The 16,969-nt window shown below is 42.2% G+C and carries 24 protein-coding genes; 3 read left to right on the forward strand and 21 right to left on the reverse strand.

Annotated elements, in window-relative coordinates; genetic code table 11:
• Window positions 1-102: 102 nt before the first annotated feature.
• Window positions 103-1,902 carry a M1 family metallopeptidase gene (locus AC2IOM_RS03735; RefSeq protein WP_486359548.1) on the forward strand — a complete coding sequence of 600 codons (1,800 nt, stop codon included), beginning with the start codon at window positions 103-105 and terminating at the stop codon, window positions 1,900-1,902.
• Between the two features lie 25 nt (window positions 1,903-1,927).
• Here AC2IOM_RS03735 and AC2IOM_RS03740 read toward each other — a convergent pair whose 3' ends face one another.
• Complete coding sequence (locus tag AC2IOM_RS03740; RefSeq protein ID WP_486359162.1) at window positions 1,928-2,536, reverse strand: DUF2057 family protein; 609 nt, start codon at window positions 2,534-2,536, stop codon at window positions 1,928-1,930.
• A gap of 83 nt (window positions 2,537-2,619) precedes the next feature.
• Between AC2IOM_RS03740 and AC2IOM_RS03745 the strand changes: the two genes are divergently transcribed.
• Window positions 2,620-2,985, forward strand: a complete 366-nt coding sequence (locus AC2IOM_RS03745; protein WP_010562285.1) for a histidine triad nucleotide-binding protein — start codon at window positions 2,620-2,622, stop codon at window positions 2,983-2,985.
• A gap of 102 nt (window positions 2,986-3,087) precedes the next feature.
• Window positions 3,088-3,744 (forward strand): helix-turn-helix transcriptional regulator, encoded by a 657-nt coding sequence (locus AC2IOM_RS03750; RefSeq protein ID WP_010562284.1) that lies wholly within the window; start codon window positions 3,088-3,090, stop codon window positions 3,742-3,744.
• A gap of 61 nt (window positions 3,745-3,805) precedes the next feature.
• On the opposite strand, the gene AC2IOM_RS03755 is transcribed toward AC2IOM_RS03750, so the two are convergent.
• From AC2IOM_RS03755 to AC2IOM_RS03850, 20 genes are all read right to left on the reverse strand, one after another.
• Window positions 3,806-4,411 (reverse strand): hypothetical protein, encoded by a 606-nt coding sequence (locus AC2IOM_RS03755; protein ID WP_010562283.1) that lies wholly within the window; start codon window positions 4,409-4,411, stop codon window positions 3,806-3,808.
• A gap of 238 nt (window positions 4,412-4,649) precedes the next feature.
• Window positions 4,650-5,048, reverse strand: a complete 399-nt coding sequence (gene rplQ / locus AC2IOM_RS03760) for a 50S ribosomal protein L17 (RefSeq protein WP_010562282.1) — start codon at window positions 5,046-5,048, stop codon at window positions 4,650-4,652.
• Between the two features lie 32 nt (window positions 5,049-5,080).
• Window positions 5,081-6,067 (reverse strand): DNA-directed RNA polymerase subunit alpha, encoded by a 987-nt coding sequence (locus AC2IOM_RS03765; RefSeq protein ID WP_010562281.1) that lies wholly within the window; start codon window positions 6,065-6,067, stop codon window positions 5,081-5,083.
• Between the two features lie 25 nt (window positions 6,068-6,092).
• On the reverse strand, window positions 6,093-6,713 hold the full coding sequence (gene rpsD / locus AC2IOM_RS03770; protein WP_010562280.1) for a 30S ribosomal protein S4: 621 nt from the start codon (window positions 6,711-6,713) through the stop codon (window positions 6,093-6,095).
• Between the two features lie 21 nt (window positions 6,714-6,734).
• Window positions 6,735-7,121: a 30S ribosomal protein S11 gene (gene rpsK, locus AC2IOM_RS03775; RefSeq protein ID WP_010562279.1), complete on the reverse strand. Its 387-nt coding sequence runs from the start codon at window positions 7,119-7,121 to the stop codon at window positions 6,735-6,737.
• Window positions 7,122-7,134: 13 nt separating this feature from the next.
• On the reverse strand, window positions 7,135-7,491 hold the full coding sequence (gene rpsM / locus AC2IOM_RS03780) for a 30S ribosomal protein S13 (RefSeq protein ID WP_010562278.1): 357 nt from the start codon (window positions 7,489-7,491) through the stop codon (window positions 7,135-7,137).
• Window positions 7,492-7,615: 124 nt separating this feature from the next.
• Entirely contained in the window at window positions 7,616-7,729 is a 114-nt protein-coding gene (rpmJ, locus tag AC2IOM_RS03785; RefSeq protein WP_010562277.1) for a 50S ribosomal protein L36, read from the reverse strand.
• A gap of 23 nt (window positions 7,730-7,752) precedes the next feature.
• On the reverse strand, window positions 7,753-9,081 hold the full coding sequence (secY, locus tag AC2IOM_RS03790; RefSeq protein WP_010562276.1) for a preprotein translocase subunit SecY: 1,329 nt from the start codon (window positions 9,079-9,081) through the stop codon (window positions 7,753-7,755).
• 12 nt (window positions 9,082-9,093) lie between these two features.
• Window positions 9,094-9,528: a 50S ribosomal protein L15 gene (gene rplO / locus AC2IOM_RS03795; protein WP_010562275.1), complete on the reverse strand. Its 435-nt coding sequence runs from the start codon at window positions 9,526-9,528 to the stop codon at window positions 9,094-9,096.
• Between the two features lie 4 nt (window positions 9,529-9,532).
• Window positions 9,533-9,712 (reverse strand): 50S ribosomal protein L30, encoded by a 180-nt coding sequence (rpmD, locus tag AC2IOM_RS03800; RefSeq protein ID WP_010562274.1) that lies wholly within the window; start codon window positions 9,710-9,712, stop codon window positions 9,533-9,535.
• A 6-nt stretch (window positions 9,713-9,718) separates the two neighbouring features.
• Window positions 9,719-10,219 (reverse strand): 30S ribosomal protein S5, encoded by a 501-nt coding sequence (gene rpsE, locus AC2IOM_RS03805; protein WP_010562273.1) that lies wholly within the window; start codon window positions 10,217-10,219, stop codon window positions 9,719-9,721.
• A 9-nt stretch (window positions 10,220-10,228) separates the two neighbouring features.
• On the reverse strand, window positions 10,229-10,579 hold the full coding sequence (gene rplR, locus AC2IOM_RS03810) for a 50S ribosomal protein L18 (RefSeq protein ID WP_010562272.1): 351 nt from the start codon (window positions 10,577-10,579) through the stop codon (window positions 10,229-10,231).
• Window positions 10,580-10,588: 9 nt separating this feature from the next.
• Window positions 10,589-11,122: a 50S ribosomal protein L6 gene (rplF, locus tag AC2IOM_RS03815; RefSeq protein WP_010562271.1), complete on the reverse strand. Its 534-nt coding sequence runs from the start codon at window positions 11,120-11,122 to the stop codon at window positions 10,589-10,591.
• 13 nt (window positions 11,123-11,135) lie between these two features.
• Complete coding sequence (gene rpsH / locus AC2IOM_RS03820; protein ID WP_100912392.1) at window positions 11,136-11,528, reverse strand: 30S ribosomal protein S8; 393 nt, start codon at window positions 11,526-11,528, stop codon at window positions 11,136-11,138.
• A gap of 21 nt (window positions 11,529-11,549) precedes the next feature.
• Window positions 11,550-11,855 (reverse strand): 30S ribosomal protein S14, encoded by a 306-nt coding sequence (rpsN, locus tag AC2IOM_RS03825; RefSeq protein WP_010562269.1) that lies wholly within the window; start codon window positions 11,853-11,855, stop codon window positions 11,550-11,552.
• Window positions 11,856-11,865: 10 nt separating this feature from the next.
• Entirely contained in the window at window positions 11,866-12,405 is a 540-nt protein-coding gene (rplE, locus tag AC2IOM_RS03830; RefSeq protein WP_010562268.1) for a 50S ribosomal protein L5, read from the reverse strand.
• 15 nt (window positions 12,406-12,420) lie between these two features.
• A complete protein-coding gene (rplX, locus tag AC2IOM_RS03835) occupies window positions 12,421-12,735 on the reverse strand; it encodes a 50S ribosomal protein L24 (RefSeq protein WP_010562267.1) in 315 nt (104 codons plus the stop codon).
• Between the two features lie 10 nt (window positions 12,736-12,745).
• Window positions 12,746-13,114 carry a 50S ribosomal protein L14 gene (gene rplN, locus AC2IOM_RS03840; protein ID WP_010562266.1) on the reverse strand — a complete coding sequence of 123 codons (369 nt, stop codon included), beginning with the start codon at window positions 13,112-13,114 and terminating at the stop codon, window positions 12,746-12,748.
• 385 nt (window positions 13,115-13,499) lie between these two features.
• The gene (locus AC2IOM_RS03845) at window positions 13,500-15,443 is read right to left on the reverse strand and encodes an AsmA family protein (RefSeq protein ID WP_486359163.1); all 1,944 of its coding nucleotides are present in this window, start codon (window positions 15,441-15,443) and stop codon (window positions 13,500-13,502) included.
• 59 nt (window positions 15,444-15,502) lie between these two features.
• Window positions 15,503-16,924, reverse strand: a complete 1,422-nt coding sequence (locus AC2IOM_RS03850) for an aminotransferase-like domain-containing protein (RefSeq protein WP_486359164.1) — start codon at window positions 16,922-16,924, stop codon at window positions 15,503-15,505.
• Window positions 16,925-16,969 lie beyond the last annotated feature (45 nt).

Here is a 16,969-nt window from a genome sequence, read left to right on the forward strand (position 1 = left end):
CTTTTACTCGACGTATAGAAATGCGTATTATTGACGCCAATTGTATACAACCCGTTTTAGGAAAAGCACATGAAGCTAACCACTATTGCTAGCTTAGTAGCAATGACATTATCTGGCACCTCTCACGCCGCATATGACGAGCATACATTTGGTAATTTAAACGATGTTCTTTCTACGCACATTCATTTAGACCTTGAAATCGACTTTGATAATAAACAACTACAAGGCTTTGCTGAGCATACGTTAGATTGGCAACAAAAGAATGCAAACCAGTTAGTGTTAGATACGCGCGATTTAGAAATTGATAAAGTGCTATACAAAGACAACGCAGGAAAATGGCGTCAAGCAAGTTGGCAGCTTGCCAAAGATGACGGTGTTAGAGGCTCAAAGCTGACTATCAACTTTGCTAATCAAGCCGAGAAAGTGCGCGTTTACTACAACAGCTTGCCACAAGCATCTGGCCTACAGTGGTTGACTCCTGAGCAAACCGCAACTAAAACGCAACCATTTATGTATAGCCAATCGCAAGCGATTCACGCACGTAGCTGGATCCCGGTACAAGATACTCCGGCTATGCGTGTAACATATACTGCCCGCATTCAAACACCAAAAGATGTTCGTGCGGTAATGAGTGCTGATAACACCGACGCATTTATTAAAGACGGTGATTACCAGTTCACCATGCCACAAGCTATTCCTCCTTACTTAATTGCGATTGGCGCAGGTAATTTAGAATATAAAGAAATGTCGCACCAAACCGCGATTTTTGCAGAGCCAACAATTCTTGATGCATCGGTTGCTGAGTTCAATGATACGCAAACCATGATTGAAAAAACCAATGCGATTTACGGTGAATATGCATGGGGTCGATACGACTTATTAATGCTGCCGCCTAGCTTCCCATTTGGTGGTATGGAAAATCCGCGCCTTTCATTTATTACCCCAACTGTTGTTGCTGGTGATAAGAGCCTTGTAAATCTGATCGCGCATGAACTTGCTCACTCATGGTCGGGCAACCTTGTTACAAACGCTACTTGGGAAGATCTATGGCTAAATGAAGGTTTCACTTCATACGTAGAAAACCGCATTATGGAAGAAGTGTTTGGTCGTGACCGCGCAGTAATGGAACAGGCACTCGATACCGCAGCGCTAAAAGGCCAAATGCCGAACTTAGACCAAGGTGATACGCGATTAAACCTAAAGTTAAATGGCCGCGATCCGGATGATGCGTTCAGCAAAGTACCTTACATTAAAGGTATGCTATTTTTGATTTACCTAGAAGAAAAATTTGGCCGCGATCGTTTTGACGAGTTTGTGCGCTCATACTTTAACGAATATTCTTTTAAATCGCTTACCACAGCTGAATTTGAGAAGTATCTCGCTGAAAATCTACTAAACAAATACCCTGGTATTGTATCGGTTGAAAAAGCAAAAGAATGGATCCACCAACCAGGTTTACCTGCTGATGCACCAAATCCAACATCAAATGCCTTTATCAACGTAGATACTGCTGCAAAAGTATGGCTAGAGAGTGGTGATGTACAAGCATTGCCGACAAACAACTGGACCGTGCATGAATGGCTTCACTTTATCAATAATCTACCGCGCGATTTATCAATTGATAAAATGACCCAATTAGATAAAGCCTATGACTTAACACATTCAACTAACGACGAATTAAGCTTTGCTTGGTACATGCTTGCTGTTGGTAATGGTTACCAGCCAATCTATGGCCCACTGGAAGAGCACCTTGTTGGTATTGGTCGTCGTAAGTTAATTGTCCCGCTATATAAAGCGCTTATTGCCAATGGCAAAAAAGAGTGGGCACTTGCGGTTTACCAAAAAGCAAAGCCTGGTTATCACCCGCTTGCTCAGGGTACTGTAGAAAACTTATTTAAATAAGTTTTTTGGTTTTAAAAGGCAGCGCTTAGCTGCCTTTTTTATTTGCTAAAAATGCTGCTTTTTCTTGCTCACTGGCTTGTGACCACCAAAACTCAAGCATACTTAGCGCACTAGGTTGTTGACTAACTGGTGCGTTAGGTGATTTTTCAGCAACAACTTGAATTTTAGATGGTGCGCTTGCAGTTGCAACAGGCAAATGTGTCTTATTTTTCTGTTCCGTAGAGAGTACTACTTGCGCTTTTACAGGTTCTAAACGCAATGCCTGGCTGTTAGCTCCTAGCTCTTTAAAGGTTGCAAACGGGCTTTTAATATACTGCTTTGCACCATCAATATCATCAGCACGTGGCATTGAAAGCTGATAAGTTGCCTCGCTATTTTCAATATTGATCACAAGCCAAAATGGCTCTGACTCAATAACTTCGTGCTCATCATAATCAATTTCGTAAAGGTCTTTGTACTTCACTTTGATTTTATGCTGGCCTTGTGACACTGTCATTTCATCAACACTTGAAAAGAGTGAATGCTCTACTTTATTCTCATTCACCTGAAGCGGGATTAACTCTTCTGAAAATTTTACCGTTGCGGCATAGGCTAAACTCGGTAATAACAAACTGAGTGCTAATAGATTCTTCATACTCGTTTCAATAAACCCTTGCAGATATATTCCATCAATCTAAACTGGCATAATTCGAACAGAATTACTACTAGGATGTTGGTATGAGTCAAGAAACCCTTTTCACCAAAATTATTAATCGCGAAATTCCAGCCGATATTGTCTATGAAGATGAGCTAAGTCTTGCATTTAAGGACATAAACCCACAAGCACCTTTCCATGTACTTATTATTCCGAAAAAACCAATCGCTACAATTAACGACATTGCATTAGACGATCGAGAGCTTGTAGGCCACCTGTATTACGTTGCTAAACAGCTAGCAACAGAGCATGGCTTTAGTGATGAAGGCTACCGTGTGGTTATGAACTGTAACGAAAATGCAGGGCAAACAGTTTTTCATATTCACCTGCATATGCTAGCAGGCAAAATGCTAGGTTGGCCACCGTATACAGATAATGCAAAGACCTAGATAAAAGTATTAATTAGTTTAAAAAAACAATACAAAAGTCTAAATATTATGTTAAGCTTCTGCTATTAATTTAAGTAGAAGCTTTATTTTTTGAGTTAAACAATGAATAACACAGCGTTTATCATTTTGAACACTAATCCTACTAATAATTCAGGATTGGAAGTTTTAAAACCATTACTAACCACCCAAGGTCTAAACGTTCTACACGGGTTTGATGGTAAAGATGTACCAAGCAACACGCGCTTATTATTTATCGAATCTAACGGTGATAATGTTTGGCAACGTTTACAAACACATATTTCTGAACTGAACACTGACTGTGACATTATTTTGTTTAACATCAGCGATAATACTGAACTCGCTAATCGCGCTCTTTTATCAGGTATTCGTGGTGTATTCTATGAAACAGATAATGCTGATGTATTAATGAAAGGCATTCGCTTACTGCTTGATAATCAATTATGGTTCCGTCGTGATGTGATGTGTAGCGCATTGAACCGTTTGTTACAGTTCAATAAAGAAGCCATTAATCAGATCACAGACGCTGAATTAGAGCCAGTAAAATTAACAAAGCGCGAGCGCGCAATCATTAGCCTAATGAGTAAAGGTGCAAAGAATAAAGAAATAGCCGACGAGCTTAATATCAGCCCGCACACGGTAAAAACACACTTATACAGTGCGTTTAGAAAAACCAACTGTCGTAACCGCATCGAGCTACTTTCATGGGCGCAATATAATATGCCTAATGAGTTGCGATAATACTCATTGAAGATTACATAAAAACGCCAAGCAAATGCTTGGCGTTTTTTTATGTTTTTCACTAAAACATGTAGTGGTAGTAAACACCTAGGTGTTTAGCATCTACTGTGTAATCTTGTATAACGTTAAAGTTACCTACTTTTTCAAGCGTGTATTCTTGCGATACAAAGCGGAACTCGAATTCACTGTTTGTATTTGCTAATGCATACTTACCCGATAACACCACACCCGTTGCAGACTCGAAGGTCGCATCTTCAGTAAAGTCACTATCAAACTCAACATTTGAATGTAACGTTAGGCCCAAACCAAGCGACACAGATTCATTTAAACGGTAGTAAGGAATTGCTTCAAATACAACACGTGAGAATGTCATATCGCCGTTAGAAGCGCTCGCTGAATCAGCATGATAGCCAAGGTTTACCTGCACATCGACTTGCTGCCAAACATTAGCTGATAATGAAGCACCAACTGTGTACAAACCACCTGCTTTAACACGTTCTGTCGAATCATCTTCATAGTAAAGCTTACCTACTTCATCACCACCATAGGTAAGACCTGCGTACAAGCCAAACTTAATTGGGCTTGGTGATGGCTGCTCAGCTTCTTCCGCTGCATAAGTAAACTGAGATAATCCGGCTAAGGTAAGGAATAGAATAGTTTTTTTCATCATAATCCATTGAAACATTGAGAAGAGGCGCGGATTATACGGATGCGGAATTAATTTCTCAACCTCTAAACAACTAAATTGGAGCAGCAAGCTATGCTTGCCTGATTGGGTAAATGAGCTAACAACAGTATATAGCGGCAAAGCAGCCAGATGCCATGTAAAGCAATAGAAAGTTGAATTGTTAAATTTTAGACGTAAAAAAGCCGAGCATTTGCTCGGCTTTTTAATTCTTTAAATCTTACTCTGCAGACTGCGCGTCTTCTTGAACTTCTTCAGTCGCTGGGCGATCTAGTAGTTCAATGTAAGCCATTGGCGCATTGTCACCTGCACGGAAGCCACACTTAAGAATACGAGTGTAACCACCTGGACGATCCGCGAAACGAGGACCAATCTCAGTGAACAATTTACCAACTACTTCTTTATCACGCGTGCGAGCAAACGCTAAACGACGGTTTGCAACGCTATCAGTCTTAGCCAGTGTGATTAAAGGTTCAATTACACGACGTAACTCTTTCGCTTTTGGCACAGTAGTTTTGATGATTTCGTGCTTCACCAAAGAACTTGCCATGTTGCTGAACATCGCTTTACGATGACTGCTGTTACGGTTTAATTGACGACCACTCTTACGATGGCGCATGACCCTATCCTTCTAACTAAACTTATCGTTGATTATTCAGCTAAGCTTGCTGGCGGCCAGTTTTCTAGGCGCATACCTAGAGATAGACCACGTGATGCAAGCACGTCTTTAATTTCTGTAAGTGACTTCTTACCAAGGTTTGGTGTTTTAAGAAGCTCAACTTCAGTACGCTGAACAAGATCACCGATATATTGAATTTGCTCGGCTTTCAGACAGTTAGCAGAACGTACAGTAAGCTCTAAATCATCAACTGGACGAAGTAGAATCGGATCAAACTCCGGCTTCTCTTCCTTCTCTTCTGGCTCAGCCACATCGCGTAAATCTACGAATGCGTCTAATTGCTCAGCTAGAATAGTAGATGCACGACGGATTGCCTCTTCAGGATCAATCGTACCATTTGTTTCCATATCGATAATAAGCTTATCTAAGTCTGTACGTTGCTCAACACGTGCTGATTCAACCGAGTACGCAATACGCTCAACCGGGCTAAATGATGCATCTAGCAACAAACGACCGATTGGGCGCTCATCGTCTTCAGAGGAAATACGGCTCGACGCTGGAACGTAGCCACGGCCACGTTGAACGCGAATACGCATGCTGATTTCACTGCTATCAGTCGTCAGGTGACAAATCACGTGATCTGGGTTAGCAATTTCAACACTATCATCGTGTTGAATATCAGCAGCGGTTACAGGGCCAACGCCTGATTTAGTCAGCGTTAGAAATACTTCATCTTTCTCGTGTAAAGAAACTGCTAAACCTTTAAGGTTTAGTAGAATTTCGATGATGTCTTCTTGAACACCTTCCTTCGCACTGTATTCGTGTAGTACGCCGTCGATTTCAACTTCAGTCACTGCACAACCTGGCATTGATGAAAGTAAAATACGACGAAGTGCATTACCTAAAGTGTGACCAAAGCCACGCTCTAGCGGCTCTAAAATTACTTTAGAACGCGATGTACTTACAGCGTCGATATCGACTAATTTTGGCTTTAGGAATTCGGTAACAGAACCCTGCATGTGTATCCTCTCTTATCTTTTAACTTTACTTCGAGTAAAGTTCGACGATTAGCTGTTCATTAATTTCTGCAGACAGATCAGAACGCTCAGGTAAACGCTTAAATGTACCTTCTAGCTTCTTAGTGTCTACTTCAACCCAAGTTGGCTTCTCGCGTTGCTCAGCTAGTTCTACAGCTGCAGTAATACGAGCTTGCTTCTTAGCCTTCTCACGGATTTCAACTACATCTTCAGCTGAAACTGTGAATGAAGGAATGTTTACAACTTGACCATTAACAACGATTGCTTTGTGGCTTACTAACTGACGAGCTTCAGCACGTGTGCTAGCGAAACCCATGCGGTAAACTACGTTGTCTAAACGTTGTTCTAGAAGCTGAAGTAGGTTTTCACCTGTGTTGCCTTTAAGACGAGCAGCTTCTTTATAGTAGTTACGGAATTGCTTTTCTAGTACACCGTAGATACGACGAACTTTTTGCTTTTCACGTAATTGTAAACCGTAGTCAGATAGGCGACCTTTACGAGCGCCGTGTTGACCTGGTGCTGTTTCAAGCTTACATTTAGAGTCGATTGCTCTAACGCCGCTCTTAAGGAACAGGTCAGTACCTTCACGACGACTTAGCTTGAGCTTAGGGCCCAAATATCTTGCCATGTTATTTCTCCTAACCTATTGTTATACGCGACGTTTCTTCGGTGGACGACAACCATTGTGTGGAATTGGCGTCACGTCAGTAATGTTTGTAATACGGTAACCTAGTGCATTTAATGCACGAACTGAAGATTCACGACCTGGACCTGGGCCCTTGATGAATACTTCTAGGTTCTTTAAACCATATTCCTGAGCAGCAGTACCTGCACGCTCAGCAGCAACCTGTGCAGCGAATGGCGTAGATTTACGTGAACCACGGAAACCAGAACCACCTGCAGTTGCCCAAGATAACGCATTACCTTGACGGTCTGTAATAGTAACAATAGTGTTGTTGAAAGAAGCATGAACATGAGCCATACCATCAGCAACTTGCTTTTTAACCTTCTTACGACGGATTGGTGCTTTAGCCATAACTTACCCCACCTTATTTCTTGATAGGCTTGCGAGGACCCTTACGAGTACGCGCGTTAGTCTTAGTACGCTGACCACGTAGTGGAAGCGAACGACGGTGACGTAGGCCACGGAAACAACCAAGGTCCATAAGACGCTTGATATTTAGAGTAACTTCACGACGAAGATCACCTTCAACAGTGTACTTACCAACTTCTTCACGTAATTGGTCAAGAACTTCATCACTTAGTTCACCGATTTTTGTGGTCTCGGCGATACCAGTCGCTGCTAAGATAGCCTTAGAGCGAGTCTTACCTACACCATAGATGCTTGTTAAAGCGATAACAGCATGCTTATGGTCAGGAACGTTAATGCCTGCGATACGGGCCACTAACATATCTCCTATAAATGAATCTGATTATCATCCTGTTGGAAAGCCCGTATAGGATACCCAACCGATATCAGATTTCTACCAATGAAACAGGCCGAGCTTACGCTCAGCCTGCATGACTTAATTAGCCTTGCCTTTGCTTATGCTTAGGGTCGCTGCAAATTACACGTACAACACCTGCACGCTTAATAACTTTACAGCTACGGCAAATTTTCTTAACGGAAGCACGTACTTTCATAACTTAACTCCGTAGTCAAAGCCTTATCGGCCATAGCCTTTAAGGTTTGCTTTTTTCAGCACAGACTCATACTGATGAGACATCAGATGCGTTTGTACTTGTGCCATAAAGTCCATGATAACAACAACGATAATCAAAATTGATGTACCGCCGAAATAGAATGGCGTTTGCCATGCCATTGTCATGAACTCGGGCACTAGACAAATAAAGGTAATGTACAATGCGCCAGCTAAAGTTAGGCGTGTCATTACTTTATCAATGTATTTAGATGTCTGCTCACCTGGGCGAATGCCTGGGATAAATGCCCCTGATTTTTTCAGGTTGTCTGCTGTTTCACGCGGGTTAAATACCAACGCAGTGTAAAAGAAGCAGAAAAAGATGATTGCAGCTGCTAAAACCATCGCATATAGCGGCTGTCCAGGAGACAATGCTAAAGAGATAGTTTGTAATGTATCAGCAACCGGGCCTTCACCTTGACCGAACCAGCTCGCAATTGTACCAGGGAACAGAATAATACTACTAGCAAAGATTGGTGGAATAACCCCTGCCATATTAACTTTCAATGGTAAATGTGAACTTTGCGCTGCAAATACCTGACGGCCTTGCTGACGTTTAGCGTAGTTAACAACGATGCGACGTTGTCCACGCTCAAAGAACACTACCAAATAAGTTACAGCAAAAACAATTACCGCAATCAATAGTAGTACTAACGGTTGTAAATCACCTTGGCGCGCCATTTCGGCAGTCGAACCAATAGCAGACGGCAAGTTAGCTACAATACCCACAAAAATTAGAACTGAGATACCGTTACCGATACCACGCTCTGTTATTTGCTCACCCAACCACATTAGGAACATTGTACCAGTTACCAAGCTCACTACAGCAGTGAAATAGAACGCTAGACCTGGGTTAACCACTAGGCCTGACATCATATTTGGTAAACTAGTTGCAATACCAATAGATTGGAATGTAGCTAGCACGAGCGTTGCATAACGAGTGTGTTGGCTGATCTTCTTACGACCTTGCTCACCTTCTTTCTTCAATTCCATGTAAGTTGGATGCATATGTGTCATCAACTGCATGATAATTGAAGCGGTAATGTAAGGCATAATACCTAACGCCAACACCGATGCACGCTCAAGTGCACCACCACTGAACATGTTGAACATCTCAACAATGGTGCCCTTTTGTTGCTCGAAGAACTGGGCCAATACTGCGGCGTCAATACCAGGGATCGGCACGAACGAACCTAAACGGTAAATAATGATAGCACCCAATACAAATAGTAATCGGCGCTTCAGCTCCGCTAAGCCGCTTTGTGCACTTTGCATATCTAGACCTGGTTTAGCCATAGTACTTCCTTATTATTCTTCTATCTTGCCTCCGGCAGCTTCAATCGCTTCACGAGCACCTTTAGTCACTTTAAGACCTTTAACGGTAACCGCGCGAGAAACTTCGCCAGATTTAACTACTTTAACGAACTGAATGTTCTTTTTAACAATACCAGCTGCTTGTAGTGTGCTTAGTTCTACCACATCGCCTTCAACTTTAGCGATTTCGAACAGATTTACTTCTGCAGATACTAGTGATTTGCGTGAAGTGAAACCGAACTTAGGTAGACGACGTTGCATAGGCATTTGACCGCCTTCAAAACCAACGCGTACTTTACCGCCTGAGCGAGATTTTTGACCTTTGTGACCACGACCACCAGTCTTACCAAGACCAGAACCGATACCACGACCAACACGCTTACCAGGCTTCTTTGCACCTACTGCTGGAGAAAGTGTATTCAATTGCATCGAATTAACCCTCAACCTTAACCATGTAAGACACTTGGTTGATCATACCACGTACACAAGGAGTATCTTCTAACTCCACTGTGTGGTTGATACGACGTAAACCAAGACCACGTAAAGTTGCTTTATGCTTCGGTAAACGACCGATAGAGCTCTTTACTTGAGTTACTTTTACTGTATTTGCCATCGTGTCTTACCCCAGGATGTTATCAACGCTTAAACCACGTTTAGCAGCAACTGACTCAGGCGACTTCATGTTGTCTAGAGCTTTAATTGTTGCGCGTACAACGTTGATTGGGTTAGTAGAACCATATGCTTTAGAAAGTACGTTATGTACACCTACAACTTCTAGTACTGCACGCATCGCACCACCGGCGATGATACCTGTACCTTCAGCAGCTGGCTGCATATATACTTTAGAACCAGCGTGACGACCCTTGATTGGGTGCTGTAACGTGTTTCCGTTTAATTCTACGTTTACCATGTTACGACGTGCTTTTTCCATTGCTTTTTGAATAGCAGCAGGAACTTCACGTGCTTTACCGTAACCAAAACCTACTTTACCTGCGCCGTCACCAACAACTGTTAGTGCAGTGAAGCTAAAGATACGACCACCTTTAACTACTTTTGACACGCGGTTTACTGCAACTAGCTTTTCAGCTAATTCAGGTTGCTTTACTTCTACGTTAGCCATTCTCTGCTCCTAGAATTGTAAACCGGCTTCACGCGCTGCATCAGCAAGCGCCTTAACACGGCCGTGATATTTAAAACCACTGCGATCAAAAGATAATTTAGCGATACCTTTCTCAACTGCACGTTCAGCAACTGCTTTACCAACTGCTTGCGCAGCAGCAACATTGCTAGTGCCTTCGATTGAACCACTAATCGCTTTTTCTACAGTAGAAGCAGCAGCTACCACAACACCCTCAGGATTTACAACTTGCGCGTAAATATGACGTGGAGTGCGGTGGATAACTAGGCGAGTTGCGCCTTGTTCAATAAAGTTTCTACGAGTGCGTTTTGCACGACGTAGACGAGCTGTTTTCTTATCCATCGTTCTACCTTACTTCTTCTTGGCTTCTTTACGACGCACGTGTTCATCAGCATAACGTACACCTTTACCTTTATACGGCTCTGGCTCACGGTATGCGCGAATGTTAGCAGCAACTTGGCCAACTAACTGCTTATCTGCGCCTTTAACCACAATTTCAGTTTGGCTAGGTGTTTCAACAGTGATACCTTCTGGAACTTCAAAGTTCACAGGGTGTGAGAAACCAAGAGTTAGGTCTAATACTTTACCCTTAGCCGCTGCACGGTAACCAACACCAACTAGCTGAAGTTTTTTCTCGTAACCTTCGCCTGCACCAACAACCATGTTGTTGATTAGTGCACGAGCAGTACCTGCTTGTGCCCAGCCGTCAGCAAAACCTTCGCGAGGAAGAGTTTTGATTACGTTTTCTTCAAGCGTTACTTCAACAGCATCGTTGATAGTGCGAGTTAACTCACCGCTCTTACCTTTAACTTTGATGTCCTGACCAGCTAGTGTAACTTCTACACCGGCAGGAACATTGATAGGTGCCTTTGCTACGCGAGACATAGTTCCCCTCCGATTAAGCTACAAAGCCGATGATTTCACCACCGATACCAGCACCACGTGCAGCACGGTCAGTCATCAAGCCTTTAGAAGTTGAAACGATAGCAATACCTAAACCGCCCATTACCTTTGGTAACTCGTCACGTTTCTTATAGATACGTAGACCAGGACGGCTAACGCGCTGTAGAGACTCGATTACAGCTTTGCCTTCGAAATATTTTAATTCTACAGAAAGCTCAGGTTTAACATCACCAGCTACTGCGTAGTCTGTGATATAACCTTCTTCTTTAAGTAGTTTTGCAACGGCGATTTTTAGCTTTGAAGAAGGCATAGATACTGAAACCTTCTTAGCCTGTTGGCCGTTACGAACACGTGTAAACATATCCGCGATTGGATCTTGCAAGCTCATTGTCTTACTCCCGTGATTCTATTACCAAGAAGCCTTTTTAAGGCCAGGAACTTCACCGCGCATAGCAGCTTCGCGTAATTTGATACGGCTTAAGCCGAACTTACGAAGGTAACCATGTGGGCGGCCCGTGATGTTACAACGATTACGTTGACGTGCAGGGCTTGAATCACGCGGAAGGCTTTGAAGCTTTAATACCGCGTCCCAACGATCATCTTCAGACGCATTTACGTCAGAGATGATTGCTTTTAGTGCTGCGCGCTTTTCAGCGTACTGAGCAACTAGTTTAGTGCGCTTTGCTTCGCGCGCTTTCATTGAATTCTTTGCCATAACCCTACCCTTATTTCTTGAATGGGAAGTTAAACGCTGTTAACAACGCACGGCCTTCCTCATCACTTTTCGCAGAAGTAGTGATTGTGATATCCATACCGCGAACGCGGTCTACTTTATCATAATCGATTTCTGGGAAGATGATTTGCTCACGTACGCCCATAGAATAGTTACCGCGACCGTCGAAAGACTTTGCGCTAACACCGCGGAAGTCACGAATACGTGGCATCGCAATAGAGACTAAACGCTCTAGGAAATCCCACATACGCTCACCGCGTAGGGTTACTTTACAACCGATCGGATAGCCTTCACGAATCTTAAAGCCAGCAACTGATTTGCGTGCTTTAGTGATAAGTGGCTTCTGACCAGAGATAGCTTCTAGGTCGCTTACTGCGTTCTCTAGAATCTTTTTGTCCGCTAGGGCTTCGCCCACACCCATATTAAGGGTGATTTTCTCAATTCGAGGGACTTGCATGACAGAGCTGTAGTTGAACTCTTTAACTAGTTCAGCTACTACTTTGTCTTTATATACTTCATGCAGTTTCGCCATCGTATACTCCGACTATTAGATAGTTTTACCGGTAGATTTGAAGATACGTACTTTCTTACCATCTTCAATCTTGAAACCTACACGATCCGCTTTACCAGTTTCCTGGTTAAAGATCGCTACGTTTGATACGTCTACTGACGCTTCTTTCTCAACAATACCGCCTGGCTGGTTCAACTGAGGAACTGGCTTCTGGTGCTTCTTGATTAAGTTAACGCCTTCAACAAATACTCGACTAGATTCAGTTACAACTGAAAGCACTTTGCCGCGCTTACCTTTGTCTTTACCTGCAAGTACGATTACTTCGTCATCACGACGGATTTTTGCTGCCATGATCGACTCCTTATAGTACTTCTGGGGCTAGTGAAACGATCTTCATGAACTTATCGTTACGAAGTTCACGAGTCACAGGGCCAAAGATACGAGTACCAATTGGCTGTAAGCTATCATTTAAGATTACTGCCGCATTGCTATCGAAACGGATTAAAGAGCCGTCTGGACGACGAACGCCTTTTTTAGTACGCACAACTACTGCGTTTTTAACATCACCTTTCTTCACTTTACCGCGAGGAATAGCTTCTTTAACAGAAACTTTGATGATATCGCCAATCGCTGCGTAGCGACGGTGCGAACCGCCAAGGACTTTAATACACTGCACTTTGCGAGCGCCGCTGTTATCAGCAACGTCCAGCTGAGTTTGCATTTGGATCATTTTATATGCTCCGGTGTAGTTAAAAATTGCCGTAAATTCATACGAAATCACGACCTAAACGTTTATTTGTTCACCATTAAGCGTGTCATCGACAGCTCAAGGGCGGGCAATTGTACCAGCAAACACTGATAAGTGGTAGGTTATTTTTTAATTAATTTAGTCGTTAAACTAATGATAAAAAAAGCCTTGCAATAACAAGGAGTTCAAAAAACGTACAGTGCTATTTATATTTACTGAGAAAGATTAATGGGGGTATGTGAAGGCGATTTCAAGCACTAGCGGGAATGCATAATAAACATTTTACAAACCCACTAATCAAAGTATGCGAGAGACAATCTGTCTTTATTAATATTTTCAGTGAACCGAATGATTAAACAAAGGACGGCTACTCCTTGTTAAATAAATCTTTTAGCTTATCTTTGATCTTATCTTTCGCTTTGTCTTTTGCCGCTTCGCCAATATCAGGCTTTACTTGCACATCATGCAATGGGCCTTTTAAACGAATTGGAATTTTAAAGCCGGTACTTTTATCTTGCGTGCCTTGTCCTTCAATTGAATCAACTATGCCGGTTACCAGACGATAGTTAATTTTTGTCGCCGGTAGATCAATATCACCATTGCCAGTAACGCGAATCAATGGGCTTTTTAAGGTCAATTCGTTCTGTTTGCTCACGCCTTCGCTAAACTGAAAGTTACCCACAAGTTCTGAGAAATCCGTTTTTTCAGCGTTATCAAAGCCTTTTTCTAGCCCTTTTGCATCAAGACCACCGCCTTTAATAAGTTGCTCTGCGCTGCGCACCATAGCGGCAATATTAGCGCCTTTAACGGCACCATCATTAAAACCAAAACCAACGCTGCCATGCAGTGATTCAATAAACTGCTTCTGTGATTGCCCTTGGCTATTAAGCGCAATGGTTAACAACCCTTTGCCCATTAATTTATCGAAACCAACCGCATCGGTTAATAAAGGTTCTGCTTGAATGCCATCAAATGAAAACGATGTATTGAGTTTATATGGTGCGCGCTTGGCCATTAAGACTACTTGCCCCGTACCGTCGCCTTCGTACGCTTTAAACTTGTCTAAACCGAGTTGTGCCGTACCATTATTAAGCTTGAGCGATAACTTAGTTTCACCCAGTTTGATTTCTTTAAACTGAAAGCCCGTTGCTGCGATTTTGATATCAGCATTTACACTATTAAGCGCCGATAAATCGATTTCACTGTCATCCCACACTATTGGTTGTGGCTTACTTGGTGTATCGGTGCTTTGTTCTGTCGACTCTTCTGGCACATCAATTGATTCAGGTAAGTAAGGGTTCACATTTAACATACCTAAATCAACATTGGCAGTAATCCTTGGCACCTTGGTTAACGCAACCTTTGCCGAACCTTTAATTACTAGGTCATCTAAGCTGGCATCGAGTTTAGATAGATTAAACTCTTGTTCGGCAAAACGCATTTCTGATGCAATTGAAAATTTATTAAATGCATTTTCTTTCGCTGCAAGCGCTTGATTTTGCCACTTAGCAAGCGCTTTAACCGAGTCGCCCGTCACATCTAACTTACCACTAAAATCAGTCATCTGTTTTGCAACTAGCCCATCAAAAGTAAGTGCAACCAAGCGAGAATCTAATGCGGTTTTTAACGTAAAATCTTGGCCTAACAATAGTTTTTCTGGAGTATTAAGTGTTACGTCTAATTCGAATTTCTCAGCCATGTAAGTAACCGCACCTTCTACTTTCAGGTCCTTTTTAAGCGAAGGTAATTGAATTGCTAAATCTAAGTCTGTTACTTTTTGCGATGTATTATTTTGATGATCGATAAATGTGAAGCTACCGCCATAAATCGCGACTTCGCCTAATTGAATATCAACGCCTTCGGGTAAACTTTTTGCTTTACCTTGCTGTTCAGGTGCCTTGTTTTGTTCTGTCGCACCCGACGCATTAACTAGCTGCCAGTTAACTTCGCCATTAGGCATTTTCTCAAGCAGTATTTCTGGATTTTTAATGACAAACTTTTCAAGTTTAATATCACCAGATAAAACCGACAGGTAAGGAATGTGAATCGCAAGCTGCTCCATAGCTGCCATATTCGGCTTTGAACCCTGCTCAAAGTTAGCAAATGTCACATCATTTAGTTCTAGTTTTAGCGCAGGGAATACCGATAGGCTTTTGTCGCCTTTAATCTCAAGCGTGCGCCCTGTTGTTTGCTCAACCGATTGCGTAACTTGTTTAAAAATAAAATCGACCGGAATAATAAATGGCAAAGCCACAATTAACGCGATTAAACCAAGTAGTAGAAATCCAATAACTTTTGCGAGAGTTTTCATTGTGTGTCCCTTAAATCACATCTAACGCTACTATAGCTAACGCGCGTTAAAGTTAAAACCTAACTCTCTAAAAATCGCAAGGTTTCTTGAACCAATGTATTAAGTCCTTGAACCATTCTTGGCTGCCATGGCAAGGCAAAGGTAATGCGAAAATAATTATCAAATTCTGCATTTGTTAAAAACATTTTGCCGGGCGCAATCGCCACATTGTGTTTTATTAATCGTTTAAAGAGCGTTTCTGAACTTTTGCTATAAGGTAGCTTTAACCATAAACAAGGCCCCCCAGATATTGTTGGTATATCTATGTAACCCACTAGTGGCCGCAAAATAAACAAGGTTTCAGTGTACTGCTGCCACATTGCTTTTCTTAACCGCGTGAGTAATTTTCGATATTCTAATGACCTAATCATCTCGTTTAGCATCATTTGGCTTGCCATATCAGGCTTTTCTACCGTGATATGCTTTGTAAAAAGACATAATTCAATACATTGATGGCAAACCATATAACCAAGCGAGAAACTAAAGCTTATCGTATCAGAGAAATCGCCAATGCTAATTGCTGGTGTTTTATCTTGCGGTGTTAAAAAATGCATGATCGATTTAGGCCGCATTCCTGAAAAGTAAAGCTCCCCACGATCATATTCAATTAACACAACATCACGTGCTTGCGCCCATGCGACCAATGCCTTTTTGTCTTGGTCATGCAACAAGCGCCCGGTTGGGTCATTAAAATTTGGATTAAACACATATGCACTGAAAGGCTCGACTTGATACACCTGATCGAGCAAAGCTATTTCATCGGCGTAATTAGCTTGCATTGGAATAGCGACAGTGTCGATTTGCAATTGCGCCATATTAGCGTTTATGAAAAATGAGCATGGTGCTTCAATAGCAACCCGCTTTTGCAATAACCCTAAAGAGATCATAGCCAGGCTCAGCGCATCGCTGCGCCCGTGCGTGATTAGGATATTTTTACTGGCATACGAAAAATCATTGCAACTTAGATGTTGCGCAAGCGTACTTCGCAAATCAGGTAAACCCGCTTCAAAATTATCTTGCTTTAAACGATAAGGTCGTTGGGTTAATACTTTACGATGCAACTTGTTAAGCAATGTTTCATTATCTAGCACGGTCGAAGGGCCAGTACAGGACAGCGGCAAAATAGATTCATCATTAAACGAATACTGTACCGATTGCGCCAGTGGTAAAGCATGTAAGTCACGCTTATAAATTACATCACTGCCATAGCTATGCGCTTTAAATTTATTCTCGCCAGTTACAAAATAGCCCGATTTAGGTTTTGCATGTATAAGTGTCACTTTTTCAAGCTCTGACAGAACCTTAGTAGCCGTGCTAATAGAAACGTCGTGACGCTTGCTCAATGCCCTAACCGAAGGCAATTTATCGCCGGGTAGCAATTCGCCATTACTAATGAGCTGTTGATAGTAAGAAAATAACTGACGGTATTTGAACTCAGCCATCTGTACCCTAAAAATATTCTGCAACTGTATCTGTATTGCATTTTT

The organism is Pseudoalteromonas sp. NS-SX12, assembly GCF_057367955.1.